Raw genomic sequence first — 18,409 nt, forward strand, 5'->3', positions numbered from 1 at the left:
TGTGATTTGAACCCGGCCGCATAGGCAGTACAACTATTCAACAAACATGCAGGCAGATACGCTCGATGGCATATAGAAATCTCACATTGTTATCGGCGATTTATTAATAATGTTGCGCCACGAAGAGAAATACTAACCAGAAAGGCTATCCGGGCAAATTACTGATTTGGTAAATTTGCCGGGATAGCCTTTCTGGTTAGTAAAAATCCAGGAGCAGTGTAGATGCTATGGAGGAAAGAAATGGCCGTGATTTAAAAAGCGTTCTTAATGAAAGTAGAAATGATACAAGACGACGAGAACAACGATAATCATGATTATGAATGCAAGCGAAACCAGGATAGATGCTTGTCTGGAAAGCTGCCATTTACCAGAGGACGAATCTTCGCTAAATGTGCTATAAGCCTGCTGTTGTTTTGTACGCTCTAAAACTTTTTCCCTTGCCATATGCTCTGCCTGCTTTTGGAGATGGTCCATCATATTATCCATTATTTTTACCCTATATCCTCTTCAAATTTGCCTGGCATATTTTCATTTTATAGCATGCATATTTTACCTATGACAACGATATACACCTACCCTTTTTATAACTATTAGTTATTATCTATATAACATATTGCAATTAACCTTGTCAAGCTACAATAGCACGAAAAATTATAGTGCCCATCACCGCTTTCCACCTACAACCAATCATGCAGAAAAATTCAACGCCATCCTGCCATCAACTCATAGGTTGCGGGACATAACTGAAAAGCCCACTTGTGTTTGCAAGTGGGCTTTTCAGTTATGTCTTTACTTTTGCTGCTACCAGCCGCCGTGGTGATGATGGTGGCCATGGTGGTGGTGATGATGTTCACGGCCATAGAAATCCCCGCCATAAAAGCCTCGACGCATATAGGGGCGGCGGAAAAAAAAGGATCTGCGATATGGGCGATAGTAGCCGTAACCCATCCAACGTCTGGGTCTGAACAGGCTGCCCAGAGCAGTGAAAAGTATAATCACGAATAATATCACCAGTAGAAACATGGTAGCCTCCTTGTGTGTGCTGGCCTTTTATACCTTAATGCAAGTGCATATCATTCATACCATTAGTTATATACGGATATACGTAGAGATGTTGCAAAAATAAAATACCCATCAGGCAAGACCCAATTGGTGGACCAATACCACCAGTTGGGCTCGATCGCGGGCACCCAGTTTGGCAAAAATATGGTTGCTATGGGTTTTGATAGTAGAATCGCTGACCGAGAGGGAGAACCATCTAATTACGTTGCAGTCAAACTGCTGTCACGCGGAAACCGTTGGGATCGGGACAAAAAAAAGAACCCGCCACTAAGGCGGATTTAGAGAGTGTTCCCGACTGGAATCGAACCAGCGCCACCGGTTCCGGAGACCGGTGCTCTATCCACTGAGCTACGGGAACTTCATAGAAGATTATAACACACCTGTCAAACTTTCTCAATACGCCCCACAAGCCGCATAACACCACATCATAGGAAAACCCCTTATAGCTTGTTTTACTGGCAAATTCAGTGTGTCCTGTGCCGTAAACAACCAATAAGGGATGTTTTGCGCTCTATCATAAAGCAAGGCTAGAGCCTCATTAATGGTATAGTCAGAGTCAAAAACTAGGCCGCACAATCCGGTGCTGTAGCCCTATTAGTCAAATAAGGCATCAGACCGTAGTGTCCTATCTCTCACCACTTTACGCACCCGATTAACCGGAGATAAATGATCATGATCGCGCCTAGCCTCTCGACTCTGAAATGATTTTAAGTATTCCTCTGTAGTTTTAATATCACTGTGTCCGAGCAGACGAGAGAGCTTATATACATCACCGCCATTCTTGAGATACATAATAGCAAAAGTGTGGCGGAACGTATGAGGAGAGACACGCACATCAGAGAGACCGGCTTTATCACCAGCCTCAGATATCAAACGTGCTACACCACTACGAGTCAAAGGCTCACCAGCTCGATTGATAAACAATAATTGCTCATTCTCATCAGATGTATCTCTGAACTTATGGACATACTTCCATACGCACTTAACCGTATCAGAATGCACACCCACTTCACGTTCCTTACGGCCCTTGCCCAGGACTCTAACATAGTCCTTATGAATATCTTGTAAACGCATACCGCATAATTCGGACACTCTGACACCAGTGTCAAGGAGAAGCATCATTATTGTATAATCTCTATACCCAAGCTCAGTACGCAAATCACAAGTGTTAAGCAATGCCTTAATCTGATCTTCAGTAAAAGTGGAGATAACATACTCACCGATCTTAGGTCTCTCCAACTTTACAGAAGGATCAATTTTTAATAGATCTTCGCTCACACACCAACTGAAGAAGCCTTTTATAACCTGCACATAGCCCTTGACTGTAATCTCAGATACATTTTCCTTAGTACGTGACTTCATAGCCTGAATAGCGATTACAAAAGCACGCAGATGCATCAGAGTAACAGATTTTAAGTCCCTTGTACCCTGTTGATCCAGCATATAAGCACAAAAGAAACGCAATTTCTGATCATACCATTCAATGGTTCTGTGAGAAAAACCTTTCGACTGGCACCGAACAATATAGCCATCAATAGCATCTTTAATTTGAAGAGCTTTACGAGCCATAAAACACCCCCTATGCAATATCATTCAAATCATCATAGTCAGCGCCAATGCTGCTATTTTTCTGTTGCGGTTTGCGCGAAGAGCGCAGTTTGTCAAAGACCGTGTTGATCTCGGACCAGTCAGCCGGAGCCAGGTCAACGCCGTAGTATTTCCGCTCTTCTTCCAGCCGTTGCGCCGTGATAAAGCCATAGGCCAGACGCTTTTTCCAGACCTCTTCACAATAGACCCGTTCCTTTTTCTTATCATAGTCCTGCATTTTTTTCAGGACCCACAGCGCATCAGAGTAGAGGTCTGGTTGACGGACCCGCTGACCTGAAATGCTACTGATCTCGCCGATCTCATCAGGAGGAGCCAGGGCGACCGCTGAACGAAAAGCACCAGCCAGGAGTGCAATCAGACTGTCAAGCTTTGCCATGCGCCGATCGCGCTTGACCAGAGTCGTACGCACTTCTTCAAAGGACTTTGGGGAGAGATGGTCAAGCAGTTGGGTCAGCTGATCAGGAGAGAGCCCGGCCAGGGCAGAGCGTGCCAGATCGCGCAGCACATCCACCGGCACATCACGCAGGCTTTCTTCCAATGCTGCATATTGTGCGCTCACTTCCGTCATGTGGAACTTTTCCAGAATGAAGGTGAGGAAGGCTACCGAAAGCAGACAGCGTGACCAGGTCACAGGTCCCTTTTCAGAGCGCACCAGCTGGTGTAGTTCCTCATCCGACCAGGTCAGTACCGTTTGCAATTCCTCATCCAGACGGATATATTCGGCCTGTTTCACCACTTGCAAAGGCTTCTCCTGAATAATCTGCTGAAGACGGTTCTCTTGTTCGCCAGCTGGATCAGCTGTACAGGTGTCATGCTGGACACTATACGCCTGCTGGACCAGTTCCCAGACTGGATGTGTCGGCAGCCGGGAGGTATTCGAGTCATTGGACTGGTTCAGATCCACAAAGCGCAGCCATTCTTCCGTGGCATACTTCCAGAGTGCTTCAAATTGGTCAATCACCGAGAATGCTTCATTGAGGTCATATTTATTCAAAAATTTCCGCTTAAAACGGAACTCAATACGCCAGATCTCAGAGACGCCATCCCAACCATTCGAGCGCCAGATAGCTTCAAACCATTGCTTTTGATGCTTTTTGATTTCTAAGGTCTTGTTATAAATTTGTGCGGAAAGTTCCGAGGCATGAGAACCAAAATCAAGCGTGGCAATCCGTCGGTGTGTCGTGCGTAACGCAGGTTGCAAAAACAACGCCTGTTCAAGTTCATGCTTGTCCTGTTCAATCTGTTGCTGCAATTTGGCATAGCCCAGGTCAGAAAGGCCCCCCTCTTGTTCCTCATTGGTTGGCGGGAGCGGGCGATCGCTGATATTCGTCACGCGAGAGACGAACGGGAAGCGGTCAGGATCATGGATGCACAGCGTGGAGAAGTCAAAGCCCTGAAGGTCCAGACATAAATGCACTTCAGAGGCTTGCTGATGGAACAACTCACCAATGAACTCATGGAGCATCGACTCAGTTGCCACAATGGATTGTTCCGGCCCGATCATATGCAACAGGTGCGAGGAGAAACGCGCCTGACAGAACACATTCCCTTTCAGTGTGCCATAGGACAGGTTGATTTTCACATCATCCGAGTAGAGCAGCCAGGACCAGGGACTTGACCCATGTTCACGCATCATCAAGGTTTGACTGTACGTCTGATCACCTGCCCAATAGGTAAAGGTCAGCGACGTTGGCATATGTGTATGCTCTTTTCGTGCGGTCTTCTGCCAGGTATCCAGCTGATCAGCAATATGATCAGGGAGCGGCTCACCATTGGGACGGCCATCCGATCCCAGGAACTTAAAGTTCACAAAGAAGGTGTCCGAGTTGTGGTTAACCGCTTTTAATTCCACAGGAGAGACCAGAAGCCTATCTTTTCCCATTACTGCACCTCCTGTTCTTCGGTTGCTTCTTCCAGAATGAGAGACAACCCATCAGCCCAGCGTGTAATCACACCATCAGGAGCCGCCACCGCGACACGTGCCACATGCTTGAGTCGATATCGTTGCATCAGAGCCAGAGCGGCCAGCAGAGGAGAAGATGCTTCAATATCATCAGTTATCGGGAACTCAGAGGACGGCCAGAACCGCCAGAGGGCCACGTCATAGGTTATCATTGCGACACCTCCAGGAATGAACAAAGAGAGAAAGAATAGGTATTTTGCACCCCACGTGTTACTGGTTTCGTGGGGTGCAGTCCGTATGCCAGCGTGAGAGGAAAGCGAACGTGAGAGGACGGCCAGCGTGTCGTGTGACTAGCGTCTCCACCTGGACACTCTGTGCAGTGCATTCCATGCCGACGGTGCCAAGGTGATATACTCAGATGCTTCCTTAGCACCGTCGCCATTCCAATTCTGGCACAGGTGTACAGGTAGTACGCTTGCTTCGCACCGTCACAGGGAAACAGTATCAAACGTGAATGTTTATGCCTCAGGAAGCCAGATAATGCCTCAGGAGTGTTGGCTTGCTCATCTAGAATGTTTGTTTTCATGAAAAAAACCTCTTGTTATTTCTCAATGGGGAGGAAGGCCCGGACCACGGGAGCGACGGGCGCACCTCATGAACCGGGCGGTTGGCGGTTGGCGCTAAAAGAGCCAGGAGAAAAGAGATAAAAGTTATTGATCGAGTCGACGCATACGGGACCGAGAAGGTTCATTGAGTTCTGGCGGAGCAGGTGAGCGCCGATTACTGAGAATATCCTTGAAGACCTGGCGTTTCAATTCCGCGAGAAATTCGGCGTCTTCCTTCTCTTGCTGAACTTTGATTTGCAGCAGGAGAATTTCTGTTTCAGCTTTGGCCTCAATCGTTTTGCGCTCACCTTCGGCCTGGGCGATCTCGCGGTAGATGGTGCCTTTTTCGCGCTCACCACGGGCGATCAGTTTAAGCGGGCTGCCGTCCACTTTGGCGAGGAAGAAGGCGGTCGACGCATCACCCAGGATGAAACCAGCAACACGCGAGGCAACAAACACATAGAGGATAGTCATATTCGTATTAGCGCCAGGATTTTGTGTAATGACATGCAGCAGGAAGGCCGCCTGACTGATAATATTAATGGCAGCGAAGACCAGCCACATACCAGTACCCAACCATATTTCACCCTCTTCACGCTTGCTCACAATGCCGCCGGACTCTCGTTTTTCTTCCAGATCACGCCGTTTAATCGCCACACCAAAGGTGACAAACATCATGGCCAGGTCGATGAAGAGCGCACCACCCGCAATCACATAATCGGCAGTGTCACCAGCTGGGACCAGACGAGTCAACACATAGGCAACTTCTGAAGTAGTCAGAGCAACAAAGGCAATCGGCCCAATGAAGAGCCAGAACTTGAGGAGGAAGAGCATAAATCGTTCATGTGCAGGCCGCCCGAACTTAGCCCCCTCGACCAGGTTCATACGACGGACCCGTAACTGCTCAGGTGTCATCAATGAGGTATTCAAGCGAGGGCTTACCGCTGGTTGAGTCTCAATAGAATAATCTGCTGGTAATGCATCAGTATAATTAGAAGGAGCAGCCGCCCTCGTTTGTGTTACTGAATCATTGCTAAAGGCAGAAAGCAGCCGCCCGAAGAAGCCTGTACGTTGTGACTCTTCTTGCTGCCGCCGCTCTTGTGATTCACGTATGGCATGCGCAAGCCCATCAGTGTAAGCCGCAGCCGGATTTTCTCTAACCTGGTCAGCAAACATCTGTGTGTCAGTATATTTCTGTGTCTCATCCATGATCAAGGAACCTTTCTGTTGTATTGAGGAAAAAAGCGGTTATCCCAGCCAGGGACAACCGCAGCACAAACAGATTATTCGTCGTCATCTTCGGAGAGGCCGAGATCGCGTAAATTGGTGACCTGAGTGCGAACTTGCAGGATAGTGCGTTTTTCGCCCGTTGACTTGTCTTCTATTTCGCGTTCACCAGCTGACTGACTGACAAAGGTCACTTTGACTTTATGATCAGCCAAATCGTTTTTGAGCGTGTGAATTTCAACATCACGGCCCTTATCATCTTTGCCCGGTTTAATGTCTACCAATTCCTTGTATTGACGATCATTGCTTCGCAGCTGGCAGGAATAGACGCGACCATAGCGAGGATCAGTAATTTCAATGGAGAGGAAATGCCACTGTTCACCAGCGCGAGAACCAGTCTCAATAACGCCACCAACCGGACGAATGCCATTGATCACACCTGTTAATACGAGAGCCATAGGAACACCTCTTCTTTCTTAATGTTGTTGTTCAGATAAAATGACAGTGATATAGTTTTGTGTTTCTGCAGGGAGGCAACTTTGCCAGTGTGATCCACATTGATCAACTGCCGTGGCGACCGCACCGGGACCAGCGTTATAAGCAGCCAGAGCCGCCGCATAGTTGCCGTGATACTGTTTGTTGTAGGAGGCCATCAGACGGGCCGCCCCCTTCAACGCCTGTTCAGGATTCCAGGGATTAATACCAAGAGAGCGAGCCGTTGCAGGCATAAACTGTGCAATCCCTTGCGCACCAGCTGGAGAGAGTGCACGGGGATCAAACTTACTCTCTTGCCGAATCTGTCGCTCAAAGAGATCAGGAGCAATGCCCGCATCAGTCGCCGCTTGACGAGCCATCGAGACATAACCAGTGGTAGCAGACACCGAGCTTGATTGATGCTGTGCAACCGCCTGAAAGGATGGATACAGCAGGACAGCAGCAATAACCACCAATCCCAGAAGAAGTAAGTTGCGCATAGGACCTCCTTGCCTCATCCAGGTCCTATGTGCGAGAATCACAGGGAGGACCTGGCTATTGCTACAAGCGAAACTAGTTGCTCAATCGTTGGGCTAGGTGTACCAGACCTAGCTCAACACTTCTTATGAGTTATTCACAAGAAGCATCATAAGAAGTGCATTGAGGGTTATGGCAATGACCACAATAACTACATGTCCAATATCCACAAGCACACAATCTCGATAATCCAAGAGCAAATAGAAGACAACGAACAACCACCTTCATGATAACTATTACCTCCTTAGTGGCGAGGACGCGCATACACTTCATTCTCATCAAGATAACGACTGACAGGCCGAGGAAAACCACGCTGGATAGGCTGTGTATGAATCTCTTGAAAATGGCTGTAATGCTTCCTTGTCAGAGAAGACGCCAGGAAGAAACCGCCAACTAAACCAATCACACCACCAATGAGTACCGCAATGATCAACCAGGGCAGCATTAAAGCGAACATCCTAAACTCCTTGAACTGCTTGTAACAATTACAGAAATTTCAATCCACGTCAATTATTATACATTGTAATTTCTGAAATATCAATGATTTTAGGACCAATTTAAAATGAGGGTTTAAAAATATTATCAAAGTTTCAGAAATGTTGTATAATTTCCATAAATACACAAAGAGGCCAATGCAAGCGGAGGAAGCAATCATGACAGAGCTATTAACATCCAGTGAAGCCAGGACACTGCTAGGGAATATGTCCCCAAGCACTTTTAAAAATTTAGTTGATAGTGGAAAGATAAGAAAAGTCACCCCACCAGGAAAATCACAAGGTAAATACATCCAGGAAGATGTGATCAAAATAGCCGCAGAGCTAAAACCTTTTATTGATGCAGATCATCACAGCAGGCAATTACGGAGACAAGCAGGAAGTTACAAAGAAAATCCTAGCCATCCAGCTGCTACAGACTGGACAAAAGCCAGTGACCTTCCTTACTTACTTGCATTTGATTATGAAATGTACGGAGTCGAGAATACTGTAGATATCTCTATCACACATAAATGGTGGGAGAAAAATCCTTATATGGCAAGGTTATTGTTTAATGCAAACGACCGAAAGGACATATGGGGAGCCATAACCATCATGCCAATGAAAGAAGAAACAATCTTTCGTATCCTCAGAGATGAATTGAAAGAGCGAGACATCACGGCTGACGACATTTTAACTTACCAGCCAGGAAACGAATACATAGGTTATGTAGCATCAGCCACCGTCAAAAAGGAATACGCAACGCACTTCAGAGAACTACTAAGAAGTGTTTTTACTTTTGCTTGTGATCAATATCCAGATATTAAAATAACAAAACTCTATGCATATGCATCTAGCCCAGAAGGCTGGAACTTAATCAAGCGCTTATTCTTCTCACCCAGGAAAGACCTTGATAGAAATGCATTCGAGTTAGATTTGTTCGAGCGGAACCCTTCGTCCTACCTAAAATCTTTTCATGAATGCTTGAAACACAAAGGCGCAGACATTTTTGAACCAGAATGGTAAATGAAGTTTTAAAGCAAAAAAAAGCCAAGTCTTGTGCTCTATAAGTGCATATGACTTGGTTTTTTCTTATGTATAAAAGCGCATCAATGCTTAACTGAAATAGTGATAATTTCCGAAATTACAACCAGCAAGACCGGTGCTCTTGATGAAATTTCAAAGTATGAAGCGGCTTGAGAAGCTGAAAAAATGGGGTATCTAATCCGGAGACCGGTGCTCTATCCACTGAGCTACGGGAACGTCATTTATAAATATACCATATTCGTCAAGCTTTCTCAAGCATATAGCTCTTATGTCAGGCGGCTCTATCCGTAATTGCTAATTTTCAGCTTGACTGAGAAATCACTACTTTTATCTATTGATATACATCAACGCATGTGGTATTCTTTGTGGGCGAAGACGATTGGTGGTGTGGATAGAAGGGAGCAACTTATGATGTCTTTTGAACCTCACTCAACTCCTCCAGATAAGCTGTCCTTGTATGATGTTACCCAGCAACAAACTCAACCGTACTCGATACCAATTGATGTGGTCGATCCTCTTACAGAACCTGATATCACGCCTGTGACGCCTGGACATACATATAAGCAATATCTCCCACGCGCATTCGCGCTGGGTTTGGTACTGGTTCTGATCGCCAGTCTTGTCTGGCTCTGGCAGCAACCTTCATCAGCTGCAGCTCCTCAGGTTGCGCTCACACCAACCGGTACAGCGACTACTGCCACCGATACTGCGGCGTCCGATACTGCTAGCGATGGTAATATTCAAGTCTATATTACAGGAGCAGTTCAGCATCCTGGCGTTTATACTATTGCCAGCCAATCGCGGGTCTATCAATTGCTGCAAGCGGCAGGTGGTCCACAACCAGGTGCCAATCTGGCAGCGTTGAATCTGGCCACCCATTTGAGTGATGGTCAACAAATCTATGTGTTGCATGCCAATGAGACACCTGCCGCCAATGGATCCGATAGTGTTACCTCAAATTCAATGACAAAGATCAATATTAATACGGCCAGCGCCGATGAATTACGGCAAGGACTCCAGCTCAGTGCTAAGTCGGCACAGACTATTGTTAATTATCGTTTACAACATGGCCTATTCACATCCGTAGATACATTAGCAACGGTTGTCAGTAAAACAATTTACACAAAGATAAAGGACCAGGTAACTGTTTAAATGACAATTCCACATGAGATTATAGTCGTGCTACAAGTTGTGATCTGGATTGTGTGTATGCTGTTAGGAGTAGGGTTGGGCACTCTGGCTGGTCGCTGGCTGGGCACACTTCTGGGCTGGATGATAGCCACATCGCTGGATGCAAATATCTCCAGGGGAGGTCGTCTGGGTAAGAATCTGGGCACTCTTGGGGGTATCGCAATCGGGATCTATGGCGCATTCTTTTACGCGTCCCAGTTCTCGGCCCTGGCGGCCCAGCAATTTACTATACATTAATCGGTGTTTCTTCTATAGATGTTGCTTGATAAAGAGCATCTAGCTTGTGTTGTTTGTAACATAATAGCGATGCCTCTGGCAGTATAGTAGCTGCCGCTGATGCTTGATGATAGCGGGGATGGGAGGAAGAGGCGTAATGAAACATATCTCACATTTTCAGAGTGGCTCGTCATTCCAGCTACGAGGTCTGGCCATAGTTGTTCTGGCCATAGCATGGCTAGCTGGCATCGTGCTGGCATCCTGGTTTGCCTTGCCGCCCATCCTGCTGCTGGGTATCAGTGGCTGCACTATCCTGACCATGCTCCTGGCACGCCAGTTTCCGCTCAGCCGCTTCGCGTTCCTGGCCCTCTTATGTATGGCTTTAGGAGCGTGGCGCTACACGATTATCCAACCAGCCAACGATCCTCAAGCGATTATGCATGCGATCGGTCCGCGTGTAGTCAAAATAAAGGGTATGGTCAGCGATGCTCCAAAGCTAGCTGGTCGTGCCCGCCAGTTAAAGATCGCGGTCAGTGACCTTAATCGTCCCGGTAGCAGCGACTGGCAGGCTGTCCATGGAATGTTAGAGGTACAGACGCCTGGCACCACGATTGAGGATATCTATGGCGCAAACTATGGCGATATCGTTACGCTGCAGGGTAAGTTGGTCGCGCCAGAGGCGCATACTCCAGCGGATATTCAGGCACAGATGGCCTTTCCACGGATCACCATCAACCAGCATGGTGGCAATCCGGCGATTGTTTTTCTCTACCACTGGCGCGTACGCTTCGCCACAATCCTGGAGCAACTATTACCCCAACCTTCAGCGGCCCTGTTGATCGCCATTGTTCTCGGACTGCGTACCCCGCAACTCGCCCCACTATCACAGGCCTTTAACGTCACCGGGACTGCACACCTGATCGTGCCATCAGGATTTAAAGTAACGATACTGGCTGGATTGGTGTTGAGCAGTACACGCTGGCTATACACGGGTCGCCTGGCTGCCTATCTACCAGGATCGCCCAGGCGCATCTGGCAACGCTGGCTCAGCACGACTATTGTTCTGTTGAGTATCGCAGCCTATACCATCCTCAGTGGCGCTGGTGCGGCCGCCATTCGCTCGGGTGTCATGGGTAGCCTGCTCGTCCTCGCACCTCGTATCGGCCGCAGCTATAATATTTATACCGCGCTGGCAGTTACTGCTCTCGGGATGAGTGCGCTGGACCCACTGGTGCTCTGGGATACAGGATTTCAGCTTTCTTTTCTTGGCACGCTTGGCATTGTGCTCTTTACTCCCTATGTCCAGCGTCCTTTACGTCCGCTGGAAAAGTTTCCTGGTGGACATTTTCTGGCGGAAACGTGCGCGGTAACGATGGCGGCCCAGATCGCCACGTTGCCAATCTTTGCGATTACATTCGGTCAAATCTCGTTTATTGCACCAATCGCCAATATGTTAACCGTCCCATTACTGGGCTTGAGCATTACGCTTGGTCTCTTGCTCTGTCTGCTGGGACTCATCTCATTGCCTCTGGGTATGCTGGGAGGCTGGGTCGTCTGGCCGTTGCTGTGGTATATGGGTCAGAGTATTCTTTTCTGCGCTGCCGTACCCGGAGCATACATCACTGTCAGCGCTGTCGATAACCACATCGGCTGGCTCTATTATGTACCACTTGTATGTATCCTGCTATTCCTGCTACGCCGCTGGCCACAGGCAAACATAATCCAGGAACATAAGCCCCGGCAACAAATATTCTCCAAACGTGCACAGCGCTGGCTCTATGCAGGTATAGCGCTCATCATCATAGCTTCGACTGGCATCGCTTCACTACAATCCCAGGCCCACGAGACATTCTCGCTGACCTTCTTACGCGTGGGCCCTGCCGGCAAGCCAGCACAGGGAGAAGCAATCTTTTTACGCACTGCTGAAAATAAGACGCTCTTGCTGGATGGTGGACTCGACGCTGGATCGCTGTCACAGGCACTGGATAGCCGCCTCCCCTCCTGGCAACGCAACCTGGATATGGTTATGCTGACAGTGCCCCGACCAGAACATCTAACCGGTTTGCAGGATGTAGTGACACGCTATCGGATCAACGCGATCATAGATGGCGGAATGCTCCATCCATCTACCGCCTACGCCCGCTGGAAACAGACCATTCAGGAGCAGGAACAGCCATATCGCGCCGTCAGTCAGGGACAAAAGCTTTTTTTAGGCCAGCAAACACAGCTACAGATCCTCTGGCCTCCTCCACAGTTGCATATCAGCAATGACACACGTGACAATACACTTATCACACGTCTGCTGAACACCTGGACTGCGCATACTCTTTCTGGGAACGTCCGCGCAGAGTTCCTATGCCCTCTCTCAACTGACTATCCACACAACCGATGCCTCGCTCCACGCCGATATTGTCCAGATTGAGGGAGATACCACCAGACCATTAACCGGTGAACTTATCACACTTTTATTAAAAATACATCCCGCCCTCCTGATAGTTACACCGCCGGCCAGCCATCGACAAACGGGACGATCATCCAGTCCAACCACGACCAGATCACCCATTCGTCTTCCACCGCTACTTGCAAATATATCTATGCTCAGCATTGAAAAACATGGCAATATCGAGATCATTGGAGATCAACATGGCTGGCACCGTCTGTAAAAGCAACCATTATAACCACTCACGTTCATATCCAATCAGATATATCACAGGCAGCGATGTACACTACTGGCTACAACCCATGCCTGACCATTACGTACAAGTAAGTAATATACCTATCTTTTTGAAACGGTTCATACCTGCTCAGCAGTTTTAATACAAAGGATTATTTCAAAAAGTTGTAGTATTTGCGTATCCATTGAGATCAGAGGGACTCGGCAAACCATGTTTTGTGAACGTTGCGGAAAAGAAATAACAGAAGCACATAGAATATGCCCCGCATGTGGCAGTGTTGTCAGGCACAACTTGCATAATAATCATGCACAGATAGCCTATGGTTCCCATCCAGAACCAACGCCAACGTCATCTCATCAGCTGCATCAAATTTATCCCCCGCCAGCGGATTTCCCTCCACCACAAGGCAATCCACATCCCTTCAATACGCCTTATAGCAATGGCTATACATCTTCTCCCCCACCATATCAGCGACCTCAGAACTATCAAGGTCAGGCGCCAGGCTATGCGCCTGGGATCAATCCTAATACCATTACTATTACCCAAACCAGCAATACAGCACTGGTGGCAGAGATTATCTGCTCCCTGTTTGGTATCTTCGGAGTAGGCTGGCTGATGACACGTGAAACAACTCCTGGCACGGCGTTACTGGTTGGCAGCTTCTTAATTTATTGGCCAATGATGATACTGGGCACGCTCCTGACACTGGGCTTAGGATTGATCTGTCTGGGGCCACTGGCTATCTCGGCCATTATCATCAATATTATCTTGCTCAACAATGCGATCAAACGCAAAGCCACCCATGTAGTGATTACTCCCCGACCACCATCCCAATCACTAACGGTGCCGCCACAGGGCTATTAAGAGGCAAAAAAATGCAGCAGGAGAAGATTTCTCTTGCCGCTAAGAATTATTTGGGAAATGCCAGGCGACGATATTTTTCCCGCGCTTCCAACCAGGCTTCATCAGACAGGCCAAGCTTTTCACGCAAGCCATCCAGCGAAGTACCGGCCCGCAATTGCTGGACCGCATAGGTATCGCGCAATAGTTGTAGTGTGACACGCTTCTGAATATCTGCTGCGCTCACCGCGCGAGCCAGAATATAATTCAAATTGCGATCGGTACAGGGAAAAACCACGTCCGTTACGCGATAACTTTGCAGATAACGCCGGAAGATATCGGTGAATTCTGCGGGTAACGCAATGCGGCGCTCACGATGCTGTTTATTAGCTGATGCAGCAAAGCGGATCGAAACCAGGGGTGTATTAGGATCAATCAGGTCAACATGATGAACTTTCAGACCCATAACTTCTTCTTTTTTGAGTCCGGCCCGCAAGATCAAGTAGACAAGGCAGTGACAGCGTGCATCTTCCTGCGCCGCCTTCAGCAAACTACGTACTTCATCATAGGTCAGTACATCAGGCAGAGGTGGTTGGGGACGTTCCAACGTTAAACTGGAGGAAGGATTTTCACGAATAACATGCTCGCGCTCCAGCCAGGTAAAGAAATTCTTGAGGAAGGTAACCCGTCGGGCCATGGTTTTAGGAGCAAGCGTCACACCAGGAGTTCCAAACTTCAACTTCATCAACCAGTCAGTCACCATATCTTTGGTTACACGCCCCACGGGCAGATCCGGCCCCATAAACTTGACCAGCATCTTTAAATCCGAGAGGAAGCATGTCACGGTATAATTAGATTTGCCGCGCAGCATTAATTCTTTCCGGTATGGCTCAATAAAAGCCGCTAGACTTGTCTGATCTGTTAAGGCTACCATATGCTCGGGTGGGGCAGCTGGTGCCTCCGGATCATCGCTTTCATCGTCAAGCACAATGGCAGTTCCAAAAAGATTATCCTGTTCCACCAGCGCTTCTTCAGTCTGCACCGCGATAGGCTGTGTTTCCTGCTCAGAATCCTTCTGCATGATTAGCTCCTCGCTACTTTATGTATTCCTATTGCAATCTCTTTTTCAGCGCCACGCAACCCTGTCTATTTTTGCTGGTACTCATGGTAATGCGCATCTTTCTCCGCATTCCACGGCTCTTGCGCGTGACATACATATGTATTTCATTATAGCAGAACATTAGAAGATAGCAAAGCATCGCTTTTTCCGCAAAATAAAGCCATCCAGCATACTACTGGATGGCTTTAACAAGATAATTTTATTTTATAGAAAAGATCTGGAACTACTCTTCGATCGCATCCAGATCTTCTGTTGCCCACTCGTCTTCGTCCTCTTCTTCATCCTCATCGTAATCGGAATAACTCAACTCTTCCAATTGGGAATAGTCAGTTAAATATGATTCACGACGAATCTGAATCGTCGGGTGAATAGTCGGAAAAGGTTTTAACCCATTAAGTGCATTTGGACCTTCCATCTGCAACTCAGGCGTCGGAGAACTTTCTCGCACTAAAACGTTCTCTTCCAGAGCCACGGATTCAAATCCCAGACGCCGTAGATCCATCACCATTCCGGGCCAGATATCTTCGGCGTCGATAGCCCACCATTCGCGACCCATATAGCGCACCGGTCGGACACGCAAAGGTCGGTTTCTCAGTTCGTCCAGAACGGCTATAAGTGTTGTTGATCCCACGAAGCACCTCCATTAATTACTGTGGAGAGACTTGTATCTCGTATCTCCGGCCTTCGGCATCCTTTTGGGATACCCGTAAACCTGAACACCTGGTTGCCTAATAATACCACGCTTTTCTTTGTAATTCAAAGGCAAATTAGGATTTCCTCAAATACTTCTACAACAGGCGATAAATACCTGCAACTCCCCTTGCACATTCTTCAGAATGGCTATGCCGGCTTTTATCTATTGTCGTCCTTGATCACGTTCACTTACGTTATCAGCATGCTAGCAATGTTCACCATTGCTTTTCAAGAGCATGCCATGTAGGGCTACTAAAATTATACCACGTATAGACGGGCTTAGTCATGGTAGTCAAAGTCATCTGAATATGGAATAAATAGAATAAATCCAACATCAACCAATCAAGAACATTACTATATATACACCTATATGATATCTATTTCTTTTTACGATGGGTAGACCTGGATGATCAATATTTGATAATCAGCTTTTTTCCATCATCTACTCTATAGAACAATCAGGCTTCACCACACATTCCACAAAGAAAGACCAATAGAAGCCATTCATTTCCTTGAAAGCACAAAAATCCATTATCATGTGCTATCGCTCTGTACCACTGTAATCATTGCTGCATATATATATAATTTTGGCGACATAAAATTTTCAGGCAAAGCACTTTATAAGTGGAAAGCTGGAATGATAAAGTATCAGCTATGAAATATTACAATTCTGGTATTATTCCATAGACACTCAACAATAAAACAATGCATAATTGATATAAACATATGCTTGTAATAACAGCTTCTTTGCTTATAGAGGTGATAAATGGAATGAGTCAATCTGGAAAAATTTTTCGAGCCAGGAATGTGCCAGTCGCTACCCTGAGGAGACTACGTGTTATTCCCAGCTATTTTTTCCTGATCTGGCGCTGGGGCATGTGGCTCTATGCCTTTATCGTGATCGTCTTCTCACAGCCAAGCTACATTGATACGCCAGGTACAAATTATCACACCATGGCTGCACTCCTGTTAACCATCACTTTTATTGAAACGCTGATCGTCACGCTCTATGCGCCCGTATTACAGATTGTATTCCCACGCTTACTTTCCAGAGCATCGCGACAGCGCAAGAAGCAAGGGCGACGAGAGCACCTTCATGAGCAATTGGAGGATGGTGCGGAGATCTTGCCACCTTTTGTACAGACGCGTAACCACTATTGGAATATCGCTATTTATAGTATGGACGTCGTCATCTGTGGTCTGGTGATGTATTTTAGTGGTCCATTTTCCAATCCCCCGTTCGGCCTCGGCTCGCCTTTTTATCGTTATGGGATGTCGACTGTGTTTGCCGCCGCTTCCGCTTTCAGCTATAAAGGCGGACTCCTGGCAGCATTAGGCTATAATCTTTTCGCCCTGCTCGGGATGTTTGTCCATGCTCCTGGTGCAGTACCCTATACCCCAAACGCGGTTGATGTGGTTGGCTCATTAGTTGATACCCCCATTTTAGCCGTTCTGGTAGCGTATCTATCAAATCTGCTGGAGAATTATGCCCACAGCAAGCGTCAGGAACGCGAGAATGCCCGTACTCAGGCCGCACTGGTCCATATAGGAGAAACACTACTCAAGAGCACTGGCGATCGTCAGGAGCTATTACAGCGCAGTATTAAACCCATTCAACATGGCCGCTTTGACCGCCTCACGATTGCCCTGGTTGATCTTCTGCATGATGAAGATGTTCCTATTGGTCCTCGCGCTCAACAATCCAAAACAATTATCTGCACAGAGAGCACCATATCCACAGATGCGCTACCAGATGATAGCGAGAACTTGATCCAGAAAGTATTGCACAATAAACAAAAATTGTTGACCTTTGATCCCCTGAAAAATGAACAGAGCGGCATTGCCAGACTCTATGTGCCTCTGCATATAGATGGTCATGTGCAGTTGGTGTTGGGAGCGGAAAGCTTACGGATGACACCATTTAAGCCACAGCACGAGAAATTTCTGACCATCGCCGGAACGCAATTACTGGTTGCGCTAGAAAACATTCGTCTGGCGGAACAAACAGTACAACTGGCAGCCGATGCTGAACGCGGTCGGATTGCCCGTGATATTCATGATGGTATTGCACAACTCACCTATATGTTAAGCCTGCAGGCCGAGACATGTGAAGCACAGGCCCAGAGGATCATTGAAGCCTCTGAAGAGGATGCTGAACTGATTGCCCCGCTGGCTGAGCGGTTAGGAAAAATGGTCACGATTTCCAAACAGGCACTCTGGGAGACCCGCAACTATATGTTCTCCCTTAAGCCCCTGATGAGCGGCTCCACGACCCTGACGCAGATGCTTGATAACCAGTTACGCGAGTTTCAGGCGATCAGCGACTTACCTACGCATTTAACAGTCGAGGGTTCTGACCAGGACTATGAGGAGCAGCGCCTGCACTCGCGCCGTTATGCACAGATTGGCACGACCTTCTTCCGTATTGTGCAGGAGGCGCTCACCAATGCGTATAAACATGCACAGGCGACCCGGCTGGAAGTGTGTTTACGCTATCATGCTGATCATATTGAAGTTGATATATGTGACAATGGCCGTGGCATGCCCACACGCTTGAACGGTACGCCAGACATCAAAGAGTCATATCTAGCAGTTGAAGAACCACATATCCTGTCCGGTCACGGCATGGGTGGGATGCGTGAGCGTGCAGCCGAACTAGGTGGACAATTCAATGTCCTGACCACGCCTGCGGGCGGCACTACTATACGAGTAAGCATACCACTATAGCCAGACAAAAA

18 protein-coding genes and 1 tRNA gene are annotated in these 18,409 nt (G+C 47.5%); 7 read left to right on the forward strand and 12 right to left on the reverse strand.

Annotated features, from left to right (window positions below):
* Window positions 1-264: 264 nt before the first annotated feature.
* The gene (locus KDW_RS04955) at window positions 265-486 is read right to left on the reverse strand and encodes a hypothetical protein (protein ID WP_151754932.1); all 222 of its coding nucleotides are present in this window, start codon (window positions 484-486) and stop codon (window positions 265-267) included.
* Window positions 487-783: 297 nt separating this feature from the next.
* Here KDW_RS04955 and KDW_RS04960 point away from each other — a divergent pair, with 297 nt between their 5' ends.
* On the forward strand, window positions 784-1,005 hold the full coding sequence (locus tag KDW_RS04960) for a hypothetical protein (protein ID WP_151754933.1): 222 nt from the start codon (window positions 784-786) through the stop codon (window positions 1,003-1,005).
* A 129-nt stretch (window positions 1,006-1,134) separates the two neighbouring features.
* Here KDW_RS04960 and KDW_RS35780 read toward each other — a convergent pair whose 3' ends face one another.
* From KDW_RS35780 to KDW_RS05005, 9 genes are all read right to left on the reverse strand, one after another.
* A complete protein-coding gene (locus tag KDW_RS35780) occupies window positions 1,135-1,263 on the reverse strand; it encodes a LuxR C-terminal-related transcriptional regulator (protein ID WP_151757296.1) in 129 nt (42 codons plus the stop codon).
* An 85-nt stretch (window positions 1,264-1,348) separates the two neighbouring features.
* Window positions 1,349-1,420 (reverse strand) — tRNA-Arg (locus KDW_RS04970).
* Window positions 1,421-1,656: 236 nt separating this feature from the next.
* Entirely contained in the window at window positions 1,657-2,631 is a 975-nt protein-coding gene (locus KDW_RS04975; protein WP_162004962.1) for a tyrosine-type recombinase/integrase, read from the reverse strand.
* 10 nt (window positions 2,632-2,641) lie between these two features.
* Window positions 2,642-4,552 carry a hypothetical protein gene (locus tag KDW_RS04980; protein ID WP_151754935.1) on the reverse strand — a complete coding sequence of 637 codons (1,911 nt, stop codon included), beginning with the start codon at window positions 4,550-4,552 and terminating at the stop codon, window positions 2,642-2,644.
* A complete protein-coding gene (locus tag KDW_RS04985; RefSeq protein ID WP_151754936.1) occupies window positions 4,552-4,785 on the reverse strand; it encodes a hypothetical protein in 234 nt (77 codons plus the stop codon). Before KDW_RS04985 ends, KDW_RS04980 begins: the two co-directional genes overlap by 1 nt.
* Window positions 4,786-5,283: 498 nt before the next feature.
* Complete coding sequence (locus tag KDW_RS04990) at window positions 5,284-6,387, reverse strand: hypothetical protein (RefSeq protein WP_151754937.1); 1,104 nt, start codon at window positions 6,385-6,387, stop codon at window positions 5,284-5,286.
* Window positions 6,388-6,461: 74 nt separating this feature from the next.
* Entirely contained in the window at window positions 6,462-6,863 is a 402-nt protein-coding gene (locus tag KDW_RS04995) for a hypothetical protein (protein ID WP_151754938.1), read from the reverse strand.
* Between the two features lie 18 nt (window positions 6,864-6,881).
* Window positions 6,882-7,379: a lytic transglycosylase domain-containing protein gene (locus KDW_RS05000; RefSeq protein WP_198925196.1), complete on the reverse strand. Its 498-nt coding sequence runs from the start codon at window positions 7,377-7,379 to the stop codon at window positions 6,882-6,884.
* Between the two features lie 281 nt (window positions 7,380-7,660).
* Entirely contained in the window at window positions 7,661-7,873 is a 213-nt protein-coding gene (locus tag KDW_RS05005; protein ID WP_151754940.1) for a hypothetical protein, read from the reverse strand.
* A 196-nt stretch (window positions 7,874-8,069) separates the two neighbouring features.
* On the opposite strand from KDW_RS05005, the gene KDW_RS05010 reads away from it, so the two are divergent.
* From KDW_RS05010 to KDW_RS05030, 5 genes are all read left to right on the forward strand, one after another.
* Complete coding sequence (locus tag KDW_RS05010; protein WP_151754941.1) at window positions 8,070-8,915, forward strand: hypothetical protein; 846 nt, start codon at window positions 8,070-8,072, stop codon at window positions 8,913-8,915.
* 429 nt (window positions 8,916-9,344) lie between these two features.
* Window positions 9,345-10,088, forward strand: coding sequence for a ComEA family DNA-binding protein (locus KDW_RS05015; protein WP_162004963.1), 744 nt, complete (start codon window positions 9,345-9,347; stop codon window positions 10,086-10,088).
* A complete protein-coding gene (locus KDW_RS05020) occupies window positions 10,089-10,364 on the forward strand; it encodes a hypothetical protein (RefSeq protein ID WP_151754943.1) in 276 nt (91 codons plus the stop codon). It begins immediately after the preceding gene.
* A gap of 136 nt (window positions 10,365-10,500) precedes the next feature.
* Complete coding sequence (locus KDW_RS05025) at window positions 10,501-12,765, forward strand: ComEC/Rec2 family competence protein (protein WP_162004964.1); 2,265 nt, start codon at window positions 10,501-10,503, stop codon at window positions 12,763-12,765.
* A 544-nt stretch (window positions 12,766-13,309) separates the two neighbouring features.
* Entirely contained in the window at window positions 13,310-13,882 is a 573-nt protein-coding gene (locus tag KDW_RS05030) for a hypothetical protein (RefSeq protein WP_151754945.1), read from the forward strand.
* A 46-nt stretch (window positions 13,883-13,928) separates the two neighbouring features.
* Here the strand turns inward: KDW_RS05030 and KDW_RS05035 are convergent, their stop codons facing one another.
* Window positions 13,929-14,939, reverse strand: coding sequence for a tyrosine-type recombinase/integrase (locus tag KDW_RS05035; RefSeq protein WP_151754946.1), 1,011 nt, complete (start codon window positions 14,937-14,939; stop codon window positions 13,929-13,931).
* Window positions 14,940-15,201: 262 nt separating this feature from the next.
* A complete protein-coding gene (locus tag KDW_RS05040; RefSeq protein ID WP_151754947.1) occupies window positions 15,202-15,609 on the reverse strand; it encodes a hypothetical protein in 408 nt (135 codons plus the stop codon).
* An 833-nt stretch (window positions 15,610-16,442) separates the two neighbouring features.
* Here KDW_RS05040 and KDW_RS05045 point away from each other — a divergent pair.
* On the forward strand, window positions 16,443-18,398 hold the full coding sequence (locus tag KDW_RS05045) for a sensor histidine kinase (protein WP_162004965.1): 1,956 nt from the start codon (window positions 16,443-16,445) through the stop codon (window positions 18,396-18,398).
* The last annotated feature ends 11 nt before the right edge of the window (window positions 18,399-18,409 follow it).

Origin of the sequence: Dictyobacter vulcani (assembly GCF_008974265.1) — a bacterium.
Lineage (GTDB): Bacteria > Chloroflexota > Ktedonobacteria > Ktedonobacterales > Ktedonobacteraceae > Dictyobacter > Dictyobacter vulcani.

What these genes read in the sequence shown, in the direction of transcription:
- KDW_RS05020 (WP_151754943.1), top strand. Translation starts at nt 10,089, where the DNA reads ATGACAATTCCACATGAGATTATAGTCGTGCTACAAGTTGTGATCTGG.
- KDW_RS04990 (WP_151754937.1), bottom strand. Translation starts at nt 6,387, where the DNA reads ATGGATGAGACACAGAAATATACTGACACACAGATGTTTGCTGACCAG.
- KDW_RS04960 (WP_151754933.1), top strand. Translation starts at nt 784, where the DNA reads ATGTCTTTACTTTTGCTGCTACCAGCCGCCGTGGTGATGATGGTGGCC.
- KDW_RS05015 (WP_162004963.1), top strand. Translation starts at nt 9,345, where the DNA reads ATGATGTCTTTTGAACCTCACTCAACTCCTCCAGATAAGCTGTCCTTG.
- KDW_RS05035 (WP_151754946.1), bottom strand. Translation starts at nt 14,939, where the DNA reads ATGCAGAAGGATTCTGAGCAGGAAACACAGCCTATCGCGGTGCAGACT.
- KDW_RS05010 (WP_151754941.1), top strand. Translation starts at nt 8,070, where the DNA reads ATGACAGAGCTATTAACATCCAGTGAAGCCAGGACACTGCTAGGGAAT.
- KDW_RS05045 (WP_162004965.1), top strand. Translation starts at nt 16,443, where the DNA reads ATGAGTCAATCTGGAAAAATTTTTCGAGCCAGGAATGTGCCAGTCGCT.
- KDW_RS05025 (WP_162004964.1), top strand. Translation starts at nt 10,501, where the DNA reads ATGAAACATATCTCACATTTTCAGAGTGGCTCGTCATTCCAGCTACGA.
- KDW_RS04980 (WP_151754935.1), bottom strand. Translation starts at nt 4,552, where the DNA reads ATGGGAAAAGATAGGCTTCTGGTCTCTCCTGTGGAATTAAAAGCGGTT.
- KDW_RS04985 (WP_151754936.1), bottom strand. Translation starts at nt 4,785, where the DNA reads ATGATAACCTATGACGTGGCCCTCTGGCGGTTCTGGCCGTCCTCTGAG.
- KDW_RS05005 (WP_151754940.1), bottom strand. Translation starts at nt 7,873, where the DNA reads ATGTTCGCTTTAATGCTGCCCTGGTTGATCATTGCGGTACTCATTGGT.
- KDW_RS04995 (WP_151754938.1), bottom strand. Translation starts at nt 6,863, where the DNA reads ATGGCTCTCGTATTAACAGGTGTGATCAATGGCATTCGTCCGGTTGGT.
- KDW_RS05000 (WP_198925196.1), bottom strand. Translation starts at nt 7,379, where the DNA reads ATGCGCAACTTACTTCTTCTGGGATTGGTGGTTATTGCTGCTGTCCTG.
- KDW_RS04955 (WP_151754932.1), bottom strand. Translation starts at nt 486, where the DNA reads ATGGATAATATGATGGACCATCTCCAAAAGCAGGCAGAGCATATGGCA.
- KDW_RS04975 (WP_162004962.1), bottom strand. Translation starts at nt 2,631, where the DNA reads ATGGCTCGTAAAGCTCTTCAAATTAAAGATGCTATTGATGGCTATATT.